At 33.8% G+C, this 17,425-nt stretch carries 16 protein-coding genes; 6 read left to right on the top strand and 10 right to left on the bottom strand.

All coding sequences use genetic code 11. The annotated features are described in order from the left end of the window. Positions 1-2 precede the first annotated feature (2 nt). Positions 3-263 (bottom strand): 50S ribosomal protein L27, encoded by a 261-nt coding sequence (rpmA, locus tag OZP08_RS05760; protein ID WP_035634391.1) that lies wholly within the window; start codon positions 261-263, stop codon positions 3-5. A gap of 22 nt (positions 264-285) precedes the next feature. Next, positions 286-714, bottom strand: a complete 429-nt coding sequence (rplU, locus tag OZP08_RS05755; RefSeq protein WP_268848712.1) for a 50S ribosomal protein L21 — start codon at positions 712-714, stop codon at positions 286-288. 262 nt (positions 715-976) lie between these two features. On the opposite strand from rplU, the gene OZP08_RS05750 reads away from it, so the two are divergent. Both OZP08_RS05750 and OZP08_RS05745 read left to right on the top strand, forming a co-directional pair. Further along, the gene (locus tag OZP08_RS05750) at positions 977-2,302 is read left to right on the top strand and encodes a M16 family metallopeptidase (RefSeq protein WP_281323205.1); all 1,326 of its coding nucleotides are present in this window, start codon (positions 977-979) and stop codon (positions 2,300-2,302) included. Positions 2,303-2,315: 13 nt separating this feature from the next. Next, complete coding sequence (locus OZP08_RS05745) at positions 2,316-4,364, top strand: M16 family metallopeptidase (protein WP_281323204.1); 2,049 nt, start codon at positions 2,316-2,318, stop codon at positions 4,362-4,364. A 150-nt stretch (positions 4,365-4,514) separates the two neighbouring features. Here the strand turns inward: OZP08_RS05745 and OZP08_RS05740 are convergent, their stop codons facing one another. Next, positions 4,515-5,381, bottom strand: coding sequence for a DMT family transporter (locus OZP08_RS05740; protein ID WP_268848711.1), 867 nt, complete (start codon positions 5,379-5,381; stop codon positions 4,515-4,517). 109 nt (positions 5,382-5,490) lie between these two features. Here OZP08_RS05740 and OZP08_RS05735 point away from each other — a divergent pair, with 109 nt between their 5' ends. Beyond that, positions 5,491-5,865 (top strand): heavy-metal-associated domain-containing protein, encoded by a 375-nt coding sequence (locus tag OZP08_RS05735; protein WP_281323203.1) that lies wholly within the window; start codon positions 5,491-5,493, stop codon positions 5,863-5,865. Between the two features lie 75 nt (positions 5,866-5,940). On the opposite strand, the gene gldD is transcribed toward OZP08_RS05735, so the two are convergent. The 5 genes from gldD to mutY form a co-directional block, all read right to left on the bottom strand. After that, a complete protein-coding gene (gene gldD, locus OZP08_RS05730) occupies positions 5,941-6,504 on the bottom strand; it encodes a gliding motility lipoprotein GldD (protein ID WP_281323202.1) in 564 nt (187 codons plus the stop codon). A 7-nt stretch (positions 6,505-6,511) separates the two neighbouring features. Beyond that, on the bottom strand, positions 6,512-7,807 hold the full coding sequence (locus OZP08_RS05725; protein WP_281323201.1) for a gliding motility-associated protein GldE: 1,296 nt from the start codon (positions 7,805-7,807) through the stop codon (positions 6,512-6,514). Positions 7,808-7,830: 23 nt separating this feature from the next. Next, positions 7,831-8,271: a single-stranded DNA-binding protein gene (locus OZP08_RS05720; protein ID WP_268848707.1), complete on the bottom strand. Its 441-nt coding sequence runs from the start codon at positions 8,269-8,271 to the stop codon at positions 7,831-7,833. A gap of 114 nt (positions 8,272-8,385) precedes the next feature. Continuing rightward, complete coding sequence (locus tag OZP08_RS05715) at positions 8,386-9,558, bottom strand: hypothetical protein (RefSeq protein WP_281323200.1); 1,173 nt, start codon at positions 9,556-9,558, stop codon at positions 8,386-8,388. Positions 9,559-9,797: 239 nt separating this feature from the next. Beyond that, on the bottom strand, positions 9,798-10,835 hold the full coding sequence (gene mutY / locus OZP08_RS05710) for an A/G-specific adenine glycosylase (protein ID WP_268848704.1): 1,038 nt from the start codon (positions 10,833-10,835) through the stop codon (positions 9,798-9,800). A gap of 133 nt (positions 10,836-10,968) precedes the next feature. Here mutY and OZP08_RS05705 point away from each other — a divergent pair, with 133 nt between their 5' ends. From OZP08_RS05705 to OZP08_RS05695, 3 genes are all read left to right on the top strand, one after another. Continuing rightward, positions 10,969-11,259, top strand: a complete 291-nt coding sequence (locus OZP08_RS05705; RefSeq protein WP_016989051.1) for an HU family DNA-binding protein — start codon at positions 10,969-10,971, stop codon at positions 11,257-11,259. Positions 11,260-11,647: 388 nt separating this feature from the next. Then, positions 11,648-13,192, top strand: coding sequence for an Rne/Rng family ribonuclease (locus tag OZP08_RS05700; protein ID WP_281323199.1), 1,545 nt, complete (start codon positions 11,648-11,650; stop codon positions 13,190-13,192). A gap of 152 nt (positions 13,193-13,344) precedes the next feature. Further along, complete coding sequence (locus OZP08_RS05695) at positions 13,345-14,139, top strand: hypothetical protein (RefSeq protein ID WP_281323198.1); 795 nt, start codon at positions 13,345-13,347, stop codon at positions 14,137-14,139. A 99-nt stretch (positions 14,140-14,238) separates the two neighbouring features. On the opposite strand, the gene pbpC is transcribed toward OZP08_RS05695, so the two are convergent. Together pbpC and OZP08_RS05685 are read right to left on the bottom strand one after the other, a co-directional pair. Further along, a complete protein-coding gene (gene pbpC, locus OZP08_RS05690; RefSeq protein WP_281323197.1) occupies positions 14,239-16,632 on the bottom strand; it encodes a penicillin-binding protein 1C in 2,394 nt (797 codons plus the stop codon). Between the two features lie 124 nt (positions 16,633-16,756). Beyond that, entirely contained in the window at positions 16,757-17,347 is a 591-nt protein-coding gene (locus tag OZP08_RS05685) for a transposase (protein WP_268848700.1), read from the bottom strand. Positions 17,348-17,425 lie beyond the last annotated feature (78 nt).

Raw genomic sequence — 17,425 nt, 5'->3', positions numbered from 1 at the left:
GATTATGCTTCGAATGGAAGTATAGAAACATAAGATTTATTATCTCTTTTCTTTTGGAACACAACAACTCCATCAACTTTTGCATGTAAAGTGTGATCTTTACTAATGTAAACGTTTTCTCCTGGGTTATGTTTTGAACCTCTTTGTCTTACGATGATGTTCCCAGCAATTGCAGCTTGACCACCAAAAATCTTAACGCCTAAACGTTTTGATTCTGATTCTCTACCATTCTTGGAACTACCGACACCTTTCTTATGAGCCATGGCGTATTAGTTTATTTTGTTATTATTCTTGTGTATCTTCTTTTTTAGCTTTTGGAGCTTTTTTTACTTTAGGAGCTGGCGCTTCTTCTGTAGTTGCTTCAACTGCTGCTTTTTTAGAAGCTGCTTTTTTAGGAGCTCCTCCAACAGTAATACCTTCAATTACAATTTGAGAAAGATATTGTCTGTGACCGTTTCTCTTTTTGAAACCTTTTCTTCTTTTCTTTTTGAAAACGATAACTTTATCTCCTTTTAAGTGTTGTAACACTTTAGCTTCTACTGAAGCACCTTCTATAGCTGGGGCGCCTATTGTGATTGAACCGTTATCGTCTACTAAATAAACTTTATCAAAAGAAACTTTTGATCCTTCTTCATTAGCTAAACGGTGAACGTAAACCTTTAGGTCTTTGCTTACTTTAAACTGTTGCCCTGCTATCTCTACGATTGCATACATACTGAATTGTTTTAATAATTTTTAAGGTTGCAAATATACAATTAAATATTTACCCTGCAATCCTTTATTTAAAAAAATAATCCCTTAACTTTTAGACTATAAACAGCATATTTTCAAGCACATCAATTTAACATTTTTTACAAAAAATATTAAAAAGCAAACAAAGTAGAATCTACTTACATTTAAAGCGCAAAAAAAGGTATTTTTGACGTAACAACTATATATTCTCTATTACTAATAGAAAATTAAATTATTAATCTTTATGAAAAAATCAATAATGATATTAGGTGCAACATTAATGTTAGGCGGAGTAGCTTCGGCTCAAAAAGTAGTCTTCGAAGAATACGATTTAGATAATGGTATGCATGTTATCTTACACCAAGATGCTTCTGCTCCAGTCGTGATTACATCTGTCATGTATCATGTAGGTGCAAAAGACGAAAATCCGGATCGTACTGGTTTCGCTCACTTTTTTGAACACTTATTATTTGAAGGAACCGAAAACATCAAAAGAGGTGAATGGTTTAAAATTGTTACTTCAAACGGAGGCACTAATAACGCCAACACTACTGATGACAGAACTTATTATTACGAGATATTTCCATCGAACAATTTAGAATTGGGACTTTGGATGGAATCCGAAAGATTAATGCACCCAATAATCAATAAAATTGGAGTTGACACACAAAACGAAGTAGTCAAAGAAGAAAAAAGAACAAGCTACGATAACAGACCCTACGGAAATATCCTTGCTGCTGTAAAAGTGAACATGTTCAAAAATCACCCATATCGCTGGACTACCATTGGCTCCATGAAAGATTTAGATGCCGCGACTCTAGAAGAATTCCAAGCCTTCAACAAAAAGTTTTATTTGCCTAATAACGCCGTTTTGGTTGTAGCAGGAGATTTTGAAAAGAAACAAGCCAAAGAATGGATTCAAAAATATTTTGGACCAATTGCAAAAGGTGAAGTTACTCCTAAAAAAACCTACGTAGAAGAGCCTATTACCCAGACCATAAAAGCAACCTACGAAGATCCTAATATTCAAATTCCAATGTTAGTAGCTTCCTATCGCACCCCTTCAATGAAAAGCAGAGATGCAAGAGTTTTAGACTTAATTTCTTCTTACCTAAGTGATGGTAAAAGTTCTAAATTATACAAAAAAGTGGTAGACGATAAAAAAATGGCTTTGCAAATTGGAGCAGTTGGTTTTAGCCAGGAAGATTACGGTATGTACATAGTATATGGTTTACCAATGGGCAACTTCACCACTACAGATATACTAAAAGAAATTGACGAAGAAATCGTAAAAATCCAAACCGATTTGATTTCTGAAAAAGACTATCAAAAACTACAAAACAAGTTTGACAATAACTTCGTAGATACCAATTCAACAATAGAGGGAATTGCTAATAACCTTGCCTCTTATTATTTGCTATATAAAGATGTTAACCTAATTAATACTGAGATTGAAATATACCATTCTATTACCCGTGAAGAAATAAGAGAGGTTGCAAAAAAATACCTAAATCCAAACCAACGTTTACTTTTAGATTATATACCTGCCAAGGCAAAACCTATTAACTAGATAAACAGATATCATGAAAAAAACAAGTATAGTATTCATCCTTTTATTGTTAACAGGAACCATGCAAGCACAAGATCGCACACAACCTAAACCCGGTAAATCACCCGTAATAAATATCAAAAAACCACAAACTTTTGTTCTGACCAATGGCATGAAAGTATTGGTTGTAGAAAATCATAAATTACCAAGAGTCTCATTCAACTTAACCCTAGACAATGCTCCATTTGCAGAAGGTAACAAAAAGGGAGTAGACAAACTTACCAGTAATTTAATTGGTAACGGAAGTAAAAAAACAACCAAAGTAGCTTTCAACGAAGAAATCGACTTCTTAGGAGCCGACATCGATTTTAGCTCACGCGGAGCCACCGCAAACTCACTTTCTAAATTTAGTGGAAGAGTTTTAGAACTGATGACCGAAGGCGCATTAAACCCTAATTTTACCCAAGAAGAATTTGACAAGGAAAAAGCCAAATTAATCGAAGGGATGAAAGCCGAAGAAAAAAGCGTTCCAGCAATTGCCAATAGAGTTGTTGATGCATTGGCATTTGGCAAAAGCCATCCTTCTGGAGAGTTTATGACTGAATCTACATTAAACAATATAACTCTCGCCGATGTAGAAACGAATTATCACAATTATTTCGTTCCAGAAAATGCTTATTTAATAATTATTGGAGACGTAAAATACAACAATGTAAAAGCAGCTGTAGAGAAATTATTTGGTGGTTGGGAGAAAAGAAGCACTCCAAAAACGTCATATGATGCTCCGGTAAATGTTTCTAATTTACAAATCAATTTAATTGATGTACCTAATGCGGTTCAATCCGAAATAGCATTGGTCAACACCGTGAATTTAAAAATGAGTGATCCAGATTTTTTCCCTGCTGTAATTGCAAATCAAATTCTGGGTGGAGATTTTAACAGTTATTTGAATATGAATTTACGTGAGAAACATGCTTGGACATACGGAGCAAGATCAAACGTAGGTGCTGGAAAATACACTTCTAAATTCTTTGCCAAATCTGCAGTAAGAAATGCCGTTACTGATAGTGCTGTCGTAGAATTCATCAAAGAAATAAAAAGAATAAGAACCGAAAAAGTAACCGATGAAGTTCTTGCGACTGTAAAAGCGGGCTATATTGGAAGATTTGTGATGCAAGTAGAAAAACCCCAAACCGTAGCTCGATATGCATTAAACATAGAAACAGAAAAGCTCCCTGCTGATTTTTACGAAAAATACATTCAGACTATTAATGCCGTAACCACAGACGATGTATTACGTGTAGCCAATAAATACTTTCTGCTAGACAATATGCGAATTGTAATTACCGGAAAAGGTTCTGAGATTGCTCCAGGATTAGAAAAACTAAAAATCCCTATGTTCTATTTTGATAAATATGGTACCCCTTTAGAAAAACCAGTTTTGAAAAAAGAAATCCCTGCAGGAATCACAGCCAAAAATGTATTTGAAAATTACATCAATGCAATTGGTGGAGAAAAAGCAGTTTTGGCGGTAAAATCTATTGCAATGACGGGATCAACGAACATCCCGCAAGCCCCAAGTCCATTAACATATATTTCAAAAATGGACACTAAAGGAAATGCATTGGTAGAAATTGCCATGGGGCCAATGAGCATAATGAAACAAGTAATCAATCAAAAAGGAGCTTATGCCATACAACAAGGACAACGTAAAGACTTTGAAGGTGCAGAATTAGCCGAAATGAAAGCATCAGCAACCCCATTTGAAGAAATCCTAATGTTGAAAAACTCTGCTCTAACCATTGACCGAATTGAAGCAATCAATGGGAACGATGCTTTTGCTATCAAAAACGGAAAAAACACTTATTTCTACGATACCAAAACAGGGCTAAAACTAGCCGAGTCTAAAATAATAGAACAAAGCGGACAAACTATGACTGTAACAACTAATTTTGCCGATTACAAAGAAGTAAAAAGCGTAAAAGTACCATATACTATCATACAAAATGTAGGCATTGAATTGAATATCAAAATGTCTGAAATCACAATTAATGAAGGTGTAAAAGATACCGATTTTCAATAATTAAAACTTCCCTTACATCAAAAAGACTGTCACAATCGACAGTCTTTTTTTGTATAAAAATAAAAATCATTTAGGGTTAACATTCTTTAGCCTTAATAAAATCATCTCTTCCCTCAGGTTCAACTAAAAGCTAAAACCAACAACTGAATATTATTTCTTAGCTGACAAATAAACCCCTACCAAAATTATTAGAGCTCCTATAAACTGAACAAACGTAAGCATTTCATGATCTAACAATCCCCAAAAGAAAGCGACAATCGGGATTAAATACGTAACCGATGTTGCAAAAACCGGTGATGAAATTTGAATTAGTCTAAAGAAAATAATATTTGCAATTCCAGTACCTACTACTCCTAAAACTAATATATACAAAAGAGAATGCTGTACCTCTACAACATGAATCACATCAAAAAATCCAGTAAAAAATAAAGTTAAAGAAGCTGGCACCAACAATACAGCAAAATTTCCTGCTGTAATACTCAACGGGCTTAGATCAGGTAAAAATCTTTTTATCAGATTTACATTCACGGCATAACAAATAGAGGCAATTAGCACTAAAATTGCATAATAATAGTTTTGCTCCGGATGGTTAGCCGCCCCGTTAAAAACCAAAAGCAAACTCCCTAAAAGACCTATAACAACTCCTAAAATTTGACTTCTTCTAAAAGTGATTCCAAAAAACGCAGCTCCTAAAATCAATGTATTTAGTGGCGTCAGAGAATTTAAAATTGCCGTAATAGAACTATCAATTTCTGTTTCGGCAATCGCAAAAAGATAAGCCGGAATAAATGTCCCGAATAATGAAGTCAATGCAACAAATTTCCATTGCTGCTTTGGTATTTTTATCAAACTCTTAAACCCGATAATAAGCAAAAAAAGAGCCGCAAAAATAATTCGCAAAGACCCCAACTGAAAAGCAGTCAAACCAATTAACCCCTTTTTTATCAATATAAATGAACTCCCCCAAATTAAGGAAAGAATCATCAAATAAACCCACTTTAAATGCTTTGACATCATAAACGCTATTTTGATGCAAAAATGTAATAATTTTAGAAACTACAGGTTCTTTTTTTATTAATTTTGCAACACATTACAAGAAATAAAAAATCACTAAAATACTATCATAATGAATTTTACAAAATCAATCGCAATTATCGCGCTTTCAAGTCTGATTTTTGCAAGCTGTAAAGACAACAAAGCAAATTCTGAAACGGCTTCAACTGAAACGGCTACACCAAAAATCAAAAAAGAAATCGCTCCTGCCAATCTTCAAACGGCAAGTTTCACTATCGAAGGAATGACTTGCGCTATTGGTTGTGCCAAAACAATCCAAGAAGAATTAACAAACCTAGATGGTGTACAAACCGCCAAAGTAGATTTTGACAAAAAACTAGCTACTGTTACTTTTGATAAAACAGTACAAACTCCAGAAAGTTTAACTAAAGTCGTTCAGGCTACAGGAGACGGAAAAACATACAAAGTTTCGAACATGAAGTCATAAGCTGACTGATCCTATAAAAAAAAGCATTCGCTAAAAACGAATGCTTTTTTTTATTATATATTTCTGAACTGGGAATTACTTCCACTTCATGGTTTCCATAAGGCGTTGCATATCATTTTTGATATAACTAGCAGCTGGCATAATAGAATCAAAATTAGGTTTTGCATAGAAATAAACCGAACCTGTTACAAAATGCTTAATACTATCAGTAACATAAAACTGGGAGTTAGTTGCCGCGTTTCCATCTACTTGATAAAACATTCCGTACACCTTATTATTTGGATTTATAAAAGGCTGTTCTAAAATATCATCAGCTTTAATAACATGCTCGTAAGTCAATTTTTGAGCGTCTTTCAATAATTTTTTAATATTATTATTTACTGGTTTATAGGTTAGATAAATAGTTGCTTTCATCTTAGGGTAGCTGATGGAAAACCCACAATCTTTATCTTCTTTGATGATTGCTTTAGAATTCATTTCAAAAGCAAAAGGGCAATTTCCCTTAAAATCTACATACTCTGCTTCCGGATAATCCAGACGCAAATAACTAGATGGTTTGGGTAATACATCATTTTTACATCCAAACACAGCAAAAAATAATATAGAAAATAGAACTATTACAGTCGTTTTTTTAAGCATTTTAATTTTATTCAATCGTTACTTTTATTTGTTTAATACGTTTTTGATCTACAGATTCAATGATAAATAGGCAGTTTTCAAAAGTTATTTTTTGTCCTTTTTTGGGGAAACCACCCAAAATTTCAAGAATAAACCCAGCCAACGTCTCTGCTTCTCCCTTTTTTTCTTCGAATAAATCCTCATCAACCTCAATAATCCTGTAGAAATCCTTAAGATTTATTTTGCCCTCAAAAATATAATTTTTATCGTCTATTTGAGAATAATTAACAGGTTCGTCATCAAACTCATCACTGATGTCACCCACAATCTCCTCGATAACATCTTCTAGTGAAACCAATCCTGAAGTTCCTCCATACTCATCAACCACAATCGCCAAATGGCTTTTCATACTCTGGAAATCTTTGAGCAAATTATCTAGCTTTTTATTTTCCGGAACGAAAAAAGGCTCTCGTATCAAGGTAGTCCAATCGAATTCCTTACTATTAATATATGGCAATAAATCCTTGACAAATAAGATTCCTTCTATTTGATCTATGTTGTCTCGGTAAATTGGAATTCTAGAAAATCCTTTTTCTATTATTTTAGGACAAATAGTCTCAAATGTTTCTGTTATCTCTAAGGCAAAAACATCAATTCTCGGACTCATTACTTGCTTAGTATCTGTATTTCCAAAAGAGACAATTCCTTCCAGAATTTTTTGTTCTTCTGTTGAGGTTTCATCTGTGGCAGTCAATTCTAATGCTTGCGATAATTGATCAACAGAGAAATTGGTTTTTTGCTTTCCTAATTTGTTTTGCAAATAAATTGTTGCAGAGCGCATGGGCAAACTTACTGGCGATAATATTTTGTCTAATCCCGAAATTGGATAAGCAATCAACTTGACAAATTTCACATTGTTTCTACTGGCATATACTTTTGGTAATACTTCGCCAAAAAGCAACAATAAAAAAGTCACCAAAATTACTTCTAAAATAAACTTTAAAACTGGAGAATTTACCGCTGCAAACAAATCCTTCCCTACAGATGAAAACAAGATTACCACACCTATATTGATAAAATTATTAGCAACAAGTAATGTGGCGAGTAATTTTTTTGGTTTTTCTAAAAGCTGAGAAATGATTTTCCCTTTTGATGCATTATCCTGAATCGTTTCATCGATATCTTTTTGCGACAAAGAGAACAACGCTACTTCGGCCCCGGAAACTATTGCAGAGCAAAATAACAATATAATTATGCCTATAAAGCCAAAAACTATATTGACATCTATAAGGGACGTAATCTCTAAACTGGGCTCTGGGTCCAAATTATAATAAATTAGTTAAACAATTAAAACGGCAGATCATTGATCGGCAAGTCTTTATTTTGAGCGTCAAAGTTAGTATTTTTTGCAGTTCCCGAAGGATCTGATGCTTTATTGCTTTCAGCTTCTTTTTTTGTTGTCAAAAATGTAAATTCTGTCACTTGAATCTCTACAGTATGTTTGACAGAGCCGTCTTCGGCTTGCCATTGTCTTGATTTTATTCGTCCTTCTACATATATCTTATCTCCTTTCGAAAGATATTTTTCGCAAATTTCTGCAGCTTTATTGCGTACTACGAGATTATGCCACTCTGTAGAAGTGATTTTTTCGTTGGTGGTTTTATTGACGTATACTTCATTTGTTGCCAATTGAAATCTTCCGATGCAATTGCCTCCATCAAAATAATGCATTTTAACATCATCTCCCAGATAGCCTATAAGCATTACTTTATTTAATGTTCCGTTCATGATTTAGTGGTATTTCTATCAAAGGTACATTATTTTTGAAAACTATTTTTATTGGATTTCCATAAATAATTACACCTATGAACAGCACTAAACTACCTTAAGCAGTAAACGTAACTACTTCCCGCTTTTTTTAATCAAAGCCCAAACATTTTCATTAAAATTAGATTTACTGATACCCGTTAATTTCTCTAGTACTTTAAAATAATTTTCATTCCCTTTCTCATATTTGCCACAACTAAGTAATTCTTTGACCGCTGTAAAACCCTTTTCCTTTTCTATTTTCTCAACTATCAATGCATTTACAGCATAATCTGCCATTAAATGCTTTTCCATACTTTCTCCAAAATTCAATTGCTTTCCATTAAACAAAGCAAGCCAATCTGTATTAGGATTAGAAGCCACTTTTTCTTTGAACATTTTCAAGATTTTCGACCAACTTATTCCCCAACTTCCCCCATAAAGATATGCACAGCCTTCATCAACCGGCTTGTTAATCATATTTCTTGGAATAGCATTTCTTGCTCTTTCGTGCCATAAATCATGCGGATCAAAACCATTAAAACTTGTATTATAAGTACCATTAACCAACAAAGTAGTTTTGTTTTCATTGGCATTAAAAGTACTTACGGAACGGCCATTGTATTCTAGTTTATACAAAACCCCAATGTTTTGCAAAACGTCTGGCAAATCATTACAGCCATACCACACTATATTATCTTGTGGAGCCTCTAACTTTTTATCAAAAAGAGCCACATACTTTACATACTCGCCAGCGACTTTTGTGTTCAAATTAGTTTTGTAGTGAAAGGTGCAATTTCCTATTTTTTTGGTTTGCCAAGAAAGAGTGTTGCGTTGTAAAGGTGACAAGAAATAGAATTTATCATCCATATATTTTGCCAAAACTTCAAAACTAGCACCCAGAATAGGGATATTTTCGTTTACTCCTATATAAGAGAACTGTATAATGAAATTACTCTTGTCAATTTGTACCACATTAGTCAAATAACCTTTATAGAAGTTATTGTCTTTGTATTTCCCGCTTTTCTCGATTCCTTTCATTTCATCAAGAAGGATTGAGGTTTCAAGCAAGTCTTCTTTTAAAACAAAAACATTTTCTTTGTTAGGACTTTCCTTTTGACCCAAAAAGCCATTTAATGATTTTACCAATTGTTTAGCAATCAAAGTGTCTTTTGGCAAAACAACATTTGCTGAAACAATTAAAGGATTAGTCTGCGCAAATGTCAGTAACCCACAATGCAAACTTAATAGGAGAATTATTTTTTTCAAGGCGAAGTGTTTTTAAGTTTGAAAGATAGAAATATCCTACTTAACAAGCAATACGGTTTCATTTTAATTTATCATTAGCAAACACACAAAATCATTACGAAGTACGAAGCAATCTTACTAGTAAGAGCAAGCAAACTGAACCATCGTGATGAATATAGTGAATGAGATTGCTTCGTACCTCGCAATGACTCATATTATAATAGATAAAGCTGACCATCGAGAACTTCTTCAAAATGCCTTTACAGCTTCTCTTCTATAAAATCATGAATCACTATAGGAAACGGAAAAGTCTTAATGATTTCTAAGTCCTTTCCGTTTTCGACTGCTCCTTTTAGACTGACTTTCCAAAACTTGATATACAAATGTTGGTGTGAGAGTTTATGGATAATACTTTCGGTATTGTACTCCAACAAACTCACAATCTCATTTTTCTGAAAAAAGCCATTTTGAATATGCATTGAAATACAATCAAAATCTTCTTCCTTATTGGTTTCAATTAATGGAAATTCATATAAATTGTGCCAAATTCCTTTGGCGGTGCGTTTCTGAATAATGGTATTCTGCAAATCATCTTCGACTACTATATAATTAAAGTAACGATTTCTAACTTTGAGTTTCTTTGATTTTACAGGCAATTGATCCACTTTGTTTTTTTGCAAAGCAGCACAACTATTATTGAATACACATATAGAACAATTGGGACTTTTGGGAACGCATTGCAGCGCACCAAACTCCATGATGGCTTGATTAAATTGTGCCGGATTATCTTTTGGTATAAGCTCAAAAGCCAAAGCAGCAAATTCTTTTTTAGCAGAAGCTTGAGCAATATCGGTTTCCAAATCAAAATAGCGTGACAAAACCCTAAATACATTTCCGTCTACAACGGGAACACATTCATTATAAGAGAAAGATGCAATTGCTGCAGCGGTGTATTCTCCAACTCCTTTTAATTTTAATAAGTCGATATAATTATCCGGAAATTTTCCTGACATTTCAAAAGCTACAATTTGGGCAGTTTTATGCAAATTCCGAGCTCGAGAATAGTAGCCAAGACCTTGCCAAAGTTTTAAAACTTGCTCTTCGCTCGCGTTTGCCAGATCAAAAACTGTTGGAAAAGTTGTAGTAAAAGACAAAAAATAAGGTAATCCTTGCACAACTCTAGTCTGTTGTAGCATGATTTCGGAGAGCCAAATGGCATAAGGATCGGTAGTATTTCGCCAAGGTAGCTCTCTTTTGTTTCGTAAGTACCACTTATTTAGTGTGTTATAAAAATTCATTGTAAAATATTAAAAAACAAAAGTAATTGTTTATGTAATTAAATTTTAACGAATTAGGTTGATTAATTCTTTTTTAAATTCATATATTTGCAAACTCAAAAAAATTATTACAACATAATAAAAAGGAAAGAAAATGACGAAAGCAGATATCGTAGCGAAAATTTCAGAAAAATTAGGTCTAGAAAAAGGAGATGTTCAAGCAACAGTTGAGACTTTTATGAACGAAGTAAAGAACTCACTTGAAACTGGTGACAATGTTTACTTAAGAGGTTTTGGAAGCTTTATAGTAAAAACTAGAGCTGAAAAAACAGGAAGAAATATTTCTAAAAATACCACAATTAAAATTCCTGCACACAACATTCCTGCTTTCAAACCTGCAAAAGTATTTGTAGAAGGAGTAAAGATTAACAACGAAGCAAAATAACACTATTAATTAATCATAAAATCTATAAGATATGCCAAGTGGTAAAAAAAGAAAGAGACATAAGGTAGCGACTCACAAACGTAAAAAAAGAGCGAGAGCTAACCGTCACAAAAAGAAAAAGTAGTTTTAAACTACTTTTTTCTTTTTTAAGTTCATTGAAATTTGGGAAAACAGTACGCAGAATTCAGTTATCAGACGGCAGTCTAAAATTGCAGTCTAAAATCTTAAATCTGCAGTCTAAAATCCCTCCCGGGTACAATACCTGTTAAATTATTGTTTAATCCATCCTTACTGAAAAGTTGATGGTTGAAAGTTGAAAGTTGATGGAGATTTCCAACAACCAACAACCAGCAACCGACAACTCAATTGTTCGGATAAAAATTTACAAATGAATAAAGAATTAATCATTCGATCTAGTTCTGATTTCGTAGATTTTGCCTTATTAAAAGATGGAAAACTAATTGAATTACACAAAGAAGAAGAAAAAAGCAACTTTCAAGTAGGTGATATTTTTATTGCCAAAATAAGAAAACCCGTTGCTGGACTTAATGCTGCTTTTGTAAATGTAGGCTTCGAAAAAGATGCTTTTTTACATTATCACGATTTAGGTCCTAACTTAGCTTCCCAACTGAAATTCATAAAACTTGTAAGCGCAGGTAAAATAAAAGATTTCTCCCTAAAAAACTTTCAGTTTGAAAAAGAAATAGATAAAGATGGTACTATTACTGATGTAATAAGCGCCAATCAATCTGTTTTGGTGCAAGTCGTCAAAGAACCAATATCTACCAAAGGTCCAAGAATTAGCGCTGAGCTTTCTCTTGCAGGAAGATTTATTGTTTTGGTTCCGTTTTCTGACAGAGTTTCTATTTCACAAAAAATAGAAGACAAAAAAGAAAAGGAACGTTTGAAACGTCTTGTGCAATCCATCAAACCAAAAGGATTTGGTGTTATTGTACGTACAGTAGCCGAAGGCAAAAATACAGAAGAATTAGAAAAAGATTTGCAGAACCTGCTTAGCAGATGGACTGCAATGTGTAAAAAATTACCAACTGCTCATCATCCATCCAAAGTATTAGGAGAACTCAACAGAGCTTCTTCAATATTAAGAGATGTATTTAATGATACCTTTAGTGGTATTCAAATTGATGACGAAGAGTTGTACAACCAAACTAAGGATTATTTGCAAGAGATTGCACCATCCAAACAATCAATTGTTAAGTTCTATCAGTCGAAAGACACTCCAATTTTCGAGAAATACAATATAGAGAGACAAATCAAAACTTCATTTGGCAAAACAGTTTCTATGAGTAAGGGAGCTTACCTTATTATCGAACATACTGAAGCTTTACACGTTATAGACGTAAATAGCGGAAACCGTTCTAATAAAGCTACCAACCAAGAGGACACTGCCATGGAAGTGAATATGATTGCTGCCGCCGAAATAGCAAGACAACTTCGTCTTCGTGATATGGGCGGAATAATCGTAATAGATTTTATCGACATGTCTAATCCCGAAAATCGTAAAGTTTTGTTCGATTTCTTAAGAGAAGAAATGAGCGATGATAAAGCGAAACACAAAATCTTACCACCGAGTAAATTTGGGCTAGTCCAAATTACCAGACAAAGAGTAAGACCAGAAGTCAACATAAAAACAAGAGAAGAAGATCCAAACAATGAAAATGGCGAAATTGAAGCGCCAATTTTAATCATTGATAAGATTGCTTCAGAACTGGAAAGAGTTTTAAAAATCCATAAAAAGGTGGTACTTAATGTACATCCATTTGTGGCTGCATACCTCAGCAAAGGTTTTCCATCAATACGTTCAAAATGGTTTTTTGAACATAAAAAATGGGTAAAAATCATACCACGTGACGCTTACACGTATTTAGAATATCATTTCTATGATAAAAAAGGAAATATTATCAAGGAATAAAATAGAACAACCGCCCTTCGAAAGATTGGCGGTTTTTTTGTGTCCTTTTTTTCTAAGTATTCATTCTAAAAAACGGATTCAAAACAACTTTTTTTACTACTTTCGCTTCTTGAAAAAGTAAATATTTTCCTTACTTGAAAGCCCCCAATAAAATGAAATACAAGAGTAAACTATTCCAGATTCCAAAGAAGAAATCATTACTTTTTGCATTCATCTATTTATTTATATCTTACAATTCATTTGCCCAAAAAGACACTATTTACTTTGATGCCAATTGGAAAAATTGCTCCAAAGAATTGGCAATGTATTACCGAATCCAGCCTGAAAAAATTGAAACAAAAAAAGCTATTGGATATAAAATCAAGAATATTGATTCAGTCTATTCTGTAAAAGATTATTATTTAAAAAATCATAAATTACAATTTCAAGGCTATTCCAAAGACAAAGAAGCACAAGAATTGGTAGGAGCTTCTAAATGGTTTGACGAGAATGAAATACTTTTGAATACCCAAAATTATAATTACAAAGAAAGTCACACTTCAAAACTCCTTGAGTGGCAGCCTATTTTTTACATTAATTACTCCATAACGGTCAAAAATCAATTTGCTGGTGGTTTGGAATTTTGTTTGGATTGCGAGAACAAAAACAAACTTTTTTTGGGGTTAGGTTACGGAATAAGCAGTTATGATAGCAAGTATTTTGGCCTTCCAGACCTACATCTCTCATTAAATACCGGAAGCTTATTATTCATCAAAGCAGGAGGTTCCAATAGAAACCTATATTCACTTGCGGGAATATCGTTTTTAAACGTTATTGACCTTGGACTTGGCTATTCTTATCCCTTATCCCAAGATAAAACGCCAGAATTAAAAGGTTTTACGTTTGGATTGACCTTTAGAATTACCAACAACAAAAGCGCTTACATTCCGCTACGAATTGGTTTTTGAAAACGTAATTTTCTATTTAATTCTGAAATAGTTGTGTTTATATAAGGAAGTCGGACAGATAGTCCGATCCTGTTCCGTAGGCATCCCAAAACCTTTTTATTATTCCTTTACAATCTCTATTTTTCTTCGGATTTCGTTTCCAAATTCATCAACCACCGTAATGTAATGAAATCCCGTTGTAGCCGAAATAGGCATTTCGTGAAAAGTTTTTGTAGCACCTTTATAGGCATTGTCTACATACCAAAACAGTTTACTATCCCGTTGGGAATGGGCTACTTTTAGAATCACTGGTTGCACTTCACTATTAAAATTTTTCGTTAGATAAATTTTACTGTTGGCTTTAGGATAAATAAAATCCATTGTTGTTGTTTGATTTCCCATACAATCATTCCTAAATGGTGGTAATGGTAAATATTCAATATGCTGACTCTTGTAATACCAAGCCATTACTGGTGGCAAAACAAACCAGTTTTTGGTCACTATATTATCTATGCTTTCGCAACTACTATTGACCTGAAATTGCATCGATTTGTCTAAGTGTACGATTTTGTGATACGGACAGGCAACTGTGCTTTTTCCTTTTTTGGATACCAGTTGTTTAATTTTTGGGCACCCTTCTTTGGCTAAATAACCGCTCAAATTACACACCTCAACTTCTTCTAAATCCTTATGAGGCGTATCAAACCAACGTTGTCTTGGCAACAAATTAAAAACATCAAATAAAATAGGCGCTGCACTGGTAACTCCTGTCAATGTAGGTCTTCCTTCACCTGTTGCATTCCCAACCCACACTCCTACTACATACCTCGCATTAGTCCCTATCGCCCACGCATCTCGATTTCCAAAACTCGTTCCAGTTTTCCAGGCAATCTTCAATGAACTGTCATAAAATTTCCAAGCCTCATCTCCTTCTGGGCGATTAACTTGTTCCATTGCGTTATAGGTCTGCCAAATCGAACCTGCACCCAAGATATTTTTCTGCTTGGTTTCATCACCAAAATCTACTTGAAAACGATCATCATAATTTAGTTCTGCGAATTCATTGGTTCTGTATTGTCCTTGATTTCTGTTGAAATAATTCAAAGTTGAGGATAAACCAGCATAGGTTCGGCACAAATCCCATAAATTACTTTCCGCACCTCCTAAAATAAGCGATAAGCCGTAATGATCAGGCGGTTTTGAAATATTCCTTAATTTGAATCGCTGCAATTCTTCGTAAAATTTATTCACTCCAAAATCCTGAAGCATTAATACAGCAGGAATATTCAATGAGCGTGACAAAGCCCGATGCGCCGGGACCGCCCCATCAAATGTCAAGTTAAAATTTTGCGGTGTATAGCCAGAAATTTGCGTTGGGATATCTGCCACTAGCGTATTAGGTAATAACTCCCCATCATCAAGCATAGCAGCATATAAAAGTGGTTTAAGAATACTTCCTGTGCTTCTTGGCGCATCAATAATATCTACATCTTTTTGGTGATTACCATCTGTAGGTGAGTTACCCACATAGCTCAACACTTTTCGATTGGACACATCTACAACCAAAATAGCTAAATTATGAACTTCATTCTGCCTGTATTGGCTGTAATAATACTTTGCAATTTGATTCACCCTATTTTGTAAACCAATTTCAACAGTTGTTTTTACTCGGGTTCCTTGTTGGTTCTTAGCTACCCGTTGCAATAAATGTGGTGCAATTTGAGGTAAATCATACGGCTTTTGAGGTAAAGGTTCATCTATAGAAAGTTCGTAGGTTTGCCGGTCTATTACTCCTTCCTGATGCAGCTTCAATAAAAGTCGGTTGCGCTTATTCAATAATTTGATTTGGTTTTTTCCGGGATAAATCAGGCTTGGAGCATTTGGCAAAACGGCCAAAGTAGCACTTTCCGCCCAAGATAATTGATGGGATTGCACACCAAAATACCGCCAAGATGCCATCTCAAGCCCAACAACATTTCCTCCAAAAGGTGCATGAGCTGCATATAATTCTAAAATTTCGTTTTTAGAATACCCCAGCTCTAATCGCGTGGCTAGAATGAGTTCGATTATTTTTTCGAAATAGGTTCTGCCTTTCCCATTTCTGGACAAACGGATAACCTGCTGAGTCAAGGTACTTCCTCCACGAACAACTTTACCTGCTTTTCTATTTTGCTGAAAAGCATTGACCATCGCCACCGGATTAAATCCGGGGTGTTTATAGAAATACTCGTCTTCAAAATAAACAATACATTTCTTGAATTTATCCGGAACGCTGTCCTGTGCGGGAAATCGCCATTGCCCATCAAGTGCAATTTTAGCACCCAACAATTCGCCTTCTTTACTTTCTATCACCGTAGAATAGGGTTCTTGAAATAAAGTTCTTGGTAGCGAAAAACAATAAATCATCAACAGCAAAAATGCTATTGATGATTTGATTTTATTCCGTTTTATCCAATTGATAATGCGTTGCAAAAACGCTATTAATTTATTTTTCAAAGTTTTTTTGTTTTTCATCCTAACAGGTTTTGGAAACCTGTTAGGTATAATTCTCTATTTCCTAAAAAAAATTATCAGCATAACCCCTATAAATACCTAACAGGTTTTAGAAACCTGTTAGGATAAATAAAATTGAAATAATTTAGTAATCTATTTTGTCAATAATATCAATTACTCCTTCATAAACCAATCTTTTTTCATCGTGATAAAACTTAAAATTTTCTAATCCACCAAATAGCTCTAAAATAAAATCCCTATCAATACTTGTTTCTTTATCTGACATAAAAGAACGATAAGAAGAATGTAAATACGTGTCGAATGATTTCGTAAAATTATGTTTTACAGGATTTAAATGAACGTACACGATCAATTGTTTCAGATACTCTTCATTTTCAATTCTGTTTCGTTGTAAATGTTCTTGAAATAAACTTCCTGTTCTGTTATAGGCTTTATTTATACTCTTGGCATACGAATTAAAAAAATTAGAAAATGGCAAATGAACTTTCTCTTTCAAATTATCCGACAACTCCATTTTATCTTTAATCCTTAAGACAATATGAAAATGATTCTTGAGTAAACAATAGGCATAAACATCGGCAATAGGCAAAAGATATTTTTTCATTTTCTCAAGAAAAAATCTATAATTTCTCTCCTCAACAAAGACATTCTCTTTGTTGTTTCCTCGATTGTATATGTGATAGTATTGCCCAGATTCAAAAATATCTTTTTCCATATTTCTTATTCTTTATATCCAAAAGATTTACTATCCTAACAGGTTTCCAAAACCTGTTAGGTATCTAATTTCATCCAT

The sequence above is a fragment of the Flavobacterium aestivum genome (assembly GCF_026870175.2).
Lineage (GTDB): Bacteria > Bacteroidota > Bacteroidia > Flavobacteriales > Flavobacteriaceae > Flavobacterium > Flavobacterium aestivum.
Note: the sequence above shows the minus strand (reverse complement) of the source record. Positions and strands in the feature narration are given on the sequence as shown.

What these genes read in the sequence shown, in the direction of transcription:
- rpmA (WP_035634391.1), bottom strand. Translation starts at nt 263, where the DNA reads ATGGCTCATAAGAAAGGTGTCGGTAGTTCCAAGAATGGTAGAGAATCA.
- rplU (WP_268848712.1), bottom strand. Translation starts at nt 714, where the DNA reads ATGTATGCAATCGTAGAGATAGCAGGGCAACAGTTTAAAGTAAGCAAA.
- OZP08_RS05750 (WP_281323205.1), top strand. Translation starts at nt 977, where the DNA reads ATGAAAAAATCAATAATGATATTAGGTGCAACATTAATGTTAGGCGGA.
- OZP08_RS05745 (WP_281323204.1), top strand. Translation starts at nt 2,316, where the DNA reads ATGAAAAAAACAAGTATAGTATTCATCCTTTTATTGTTAACAGGAACC.
- OZP08_RS05740 (WP_268848711.1), bottom strand. Translation starts at nt 5,381, where the DNA reads ATGATGTCAAAGCATTTAAAGTGGGTTTATTTGATGATTCTTTCCTTA.
- OZP08_RS05735 (WP_281323203.1), top strand. Translation starts at nt 5,491, where the DNA reads ATGAATTTTACAAAATCAATCGCAATTATCGCGCTTTCAAGTCTGATT.
- gldD (WP_281323202.1), bottom strand. Translation starts at nt 6,504, where the DNA reads ATGCTTAAAAAAACGACTGTAATAGTTCTATTTTCTATATTATTTTTT.
- OZP08_RS05720 (WP_268848707.1), bottom strand. Translation starts at nt 8,271, where the DNA reads ATGAACGGAACATTAAATAAAGTAATGCTTATAGGCTATCTGGGAGAT.
- mutY (WP_268848704.1), bottom strand. Translation starts at nt 10,835, where the DNA reads ATGAATTTTTATAACACACTAAATAAGTGGTACTTACGAAACAAAAGA.
- OZP08_RS05705 (WP_016989051.1), top strand. Translation starts at nt 10,969, where the DNA reads ATGACGAAAGCAGATATCGTAGCGAAAATTTCAGAAAAATTAGGTCTA.
- OZP08_RS05700 (WP_281323199.1), top strand. Translation starts at nt 11,648, where the DNA reads ATGAATAAAGAATTAATCATTCGATCTAGTTCTGATTTCGTAGATTTT.
- OZP08_RS05695 (WP_281323198.1), top strand. Translation starts at nt 13,345, where the DNA reads ATGAAATACAAGAGTAAACTATTCCAGATTCCAAAGAAGAAATCATTA.
- pbpC (WP_281323197.1), bottom strand. Translation starts at nt 16,632, where the DNA reads ATGAAAAACAAAAAAACTTTGAAAAATAAATTAATAGCGTTTTTGCAA.
- OZP08_RS05685 (WP_268848700.1), bottom strand. Translation starts at nt 17,347, where the DNA reads ATGGAAAAAGATATTTTTGAATCTGGGCAATACTATCACATATACAAT.